At 70.7% G+C, this 2,637-nt stretch carries 3 protein-coding genes; 2 read left to right on the top strand and 1 reads right to left on the bottom strand.

What is annotated here, in order from left to right:
* Positions 1–1,359 (bottom strand): CHAP domain-containing protein (locus tag ASF38_RS01490; protein ID WP_156366747.1); only part of this gene is annotated, 1,359 nt, incomplete at its 3' end.
* A gap of 113 nt (positions 1,360–1,472) precedes the next feature.
* On the opposite strand from ASF38_RS01490, the gene ASF38_RS01485 reads away from it, so the two are divergent.
* Together ASF38_RS01485 and ASF38_RS17750 are read left to right on the top strand one after the other, a co-directional pair.
* Positions 1,473–2,033 carry a TetR/AcrR family transcriptional regulator gene (locus ASF38_RS01485; protein WP_055964337.1) on the top strand — a complete coding sequence of 187 codons (561 nt, stop codon included), beginning with the start codon at positions 1,473–1,475 and terminating at the stop codon, positions 2,031–2,033.
* Positions 2,034–2,157: 124 nt separating this feature from the next.
* Positions 2,158–2,637: hypothetical protein (locus ASF38_RS17750; RefSeq protein WP_162237276.1), on the top strand; the 480-nt coding region annotated here is incomplete at its 3' end.

Below are 2,637 nucleotides of genomic sequence, written 5' to 3'. Positions count from 1 at the left end.
GGTGAAGCGTCCGGCGGCGACGGGGCCGGTGATGCGCACCGAGGCCAGGCTCCTGGTGGTGAACCCGTCGCGGGTGCCGGTGACGATGACGCGGACCTTCTTGCCGCGGTCGGCGGCGGTGAGGGTGTAGGTGGCCGAGGTGGCGCCGGCGATCGGCTTGCCGTCGGCGTACCACTGGTGCGCGAGGGTGGCCTCGGGTGACCACGGGGCAGTGGTGGCGGTGAGGGTGGAGCCGACGCTCTCCTCACCGGTGAGCTCGGGGCGGGGCGTGGTGGTGAAGCCGCCCGGAGCCACGGGACCGGTGAGGCGCTCGGACGCCAGGGTGCGGGAGGTGTAGCCGGGGCGCGTGGCCGTCGCGAGGACGCGCACCTTCGCCCCGAGCTGATCGGCGTCGACCGTGTGCACGGCCGAGGTCGCCCCGGGGATGGGCTTGCCGTCGGCGTACCACTGGTAGCTGACCTGGGCGGTGGGCGACCAGGCCGGCGTGCTCGCCACGAGCCGCGAGCCCACCGTCTCCTGACCGGAGAACGTGGGACGGCTCGTCGAGGCGAAGCTGCCGGCGGTCACGGCGTCGGTGATCCGCGTCGAGGCCAGGCTCTTCGTGGGGTACCCGGACTTCTTGCCGGTGACGATGACCCGCACGGCCTTGCCCAGGTCGCCCGCGGCGAGGGTGTAGGTCGCGGAGGAGGCGCCGGAGATGGCCTTCCCGTCGGCGTACCACTGGTAGGTGAAGCTCGCGCCCGGCTTCCAGGCGGACGTGGTGGCGCTCAACCGGCTGCCGACCGTCTCCCCGCCCGTGAACGTCGGGCGGGGCGTGGCGCTGAAGGCGGGTGTGGTGTCGGGGTCGGCGAAGTGGATGAACCCGTCGGGCCACCCCGATCCGGACTTGGTGATCCGGCGGTGGTCGAACGTGCGACCCCAGTTGGACTCCGAGACGATGATCTCGGTGGGGGAGGCCACCTTCTCGACGTAGGCGACGTGGTTGCCGGTCCTGCCCCACCAGGCCACGGAGCCGACCGTCGGTGTCTGGTCGGTGACCGACGCCATCGCCGTGCCCCAGTCGCGCGCGTTGCCCACGCCCGACTTCGGCCGGACGTTGGGCATCCCGTTGGTGGTGATCAGTCGGTAGGCGACGTAGTTGGTGCAGTTGGTCCCCGTGTACATGCGCCAGTAGCTGGTCCTCTGCTTCGTCTCGTAGCCGAAGTGGTCGTAGCCGGCGCGCTTGCAGGAGGCGTACCCCGAGCACAGCAACGACGAGCCGGCCTGCGCCGAGACGCCCGCGGAGACGATCAGTCCGCCCACCACGGCCAGGGAGGCGGCGAAAGATATCAGCGCGGTCAGCACCCGAGATTGCGACACGCCGAGCAGCGTACGTGATTTTCGGGACTCGTGGGGCGGAAGTGACGCGGGAGGCCACCGGACTCCCGTCGCTCCAGCCGGTGCCAGGGGGTCCGTTCCCGTAGGTTGAGCCCGTGCCCAAGATCACCGGTGGCTCCCTGGAGGAGCACCGCACCCAGACGCGGCAGGCGGTCTTCGACGCGCTCGTCCGGCTCCTGGACCGCATGTCCTTCGACGCCGTCCGCATGGCCGACCTCGCGGCCGAGGCGGGCGTGGGCCGCACGGCGATCTACAACCACTTCCGCGACAAGGATGCCGTCATCGTGGGGTTCGCGACCTCCGAGACGAGCAAGTACCTGGAGCGACTGAACGCGGTGCTGGCCGACGCAGGGACTCCGCGCGAGCGGCTGCGCGCCTACGTGCGGCACCACATCGACACCCAGGGCGAGCAGCACTTCGGCTTCGGCCCGGACATCTACGGCCAGCTCGGGCCGGAGTCCCGCCTCGCGATCCGCGACCACGTCCTCGAGATCGAGGACGTCGTGCGGACGATCCTGGTCGACGGTGTCGCGACGGGCGACTTCCGCGAGGTCGACATCGACCAGGTCATGCGGCTGGTGCAGGCCTGCCTGCAGCCTCGCAACGTCGACGCCGACACCGTCGTGGACTTCGTGCAGCGGGCCCTCCTCGCCTGAGGCGTCGCGATCGTCCGTCGATGTGACCCGCGTCATGTCGCCGGATGCAGACACCTTGTCATCATTGTGGTCTACTTAGGCTCGCCTAGCCTACCTTAGGCAAGCCTAAACACAGTGAGGTCCGATGCGCCCCCGACCGTCTCGACGCGGCTCCGTCCGTGCCGTCCTGCCCCTGCTCCTGAGCGTCCTGCTCCCGGCGGCCCTCCTCGCGCCGACGAGTGCTGCGGCGGCCGAGGTCTCACTCGCCGCGACGGTGAAGGAGTCGACGCCGACGCGGCTCGCGATCGACGTCGCGGGCGAGGGGTACTCGCGCGAGGCGCCGGGCATCTACGTCGGCATCGCGCCCCGCGGTGGTGCGAGTGTGGTCGACGCGAGCGCCTACGTCCACACGGAGTTCGTCCGTCCGGTCCAGATCGGTGACGGGGGTCGCTTCTCCCAGACGCTCGAGCTCGGCGCCGACGAGATCGCGCGGCTCGACGCCTCGAAGACGTACGCCGTCTACACGTTCAAGGCGCACGGCCAGGCGGCGTCCGACCCGTCGCAGAACGCCGAGGTCCCCGTCGACCTCGACTTCACGACCCTCGTCGAGACCGAGGAGCCCGCC

Origin of the sequence: Aeromicrobium sp. Leaf272 (assembly GCF_001422865.1) — a bacterium.
Classification (GTDB): Bacteria; Actinomycetota; Actinomycetes; order Propionibacteriales; family Nocardioidaceae; genus Aeromicrobium.
This window is presented reverse-complemented; position numbering and strand designations above follow the sequence as displayed.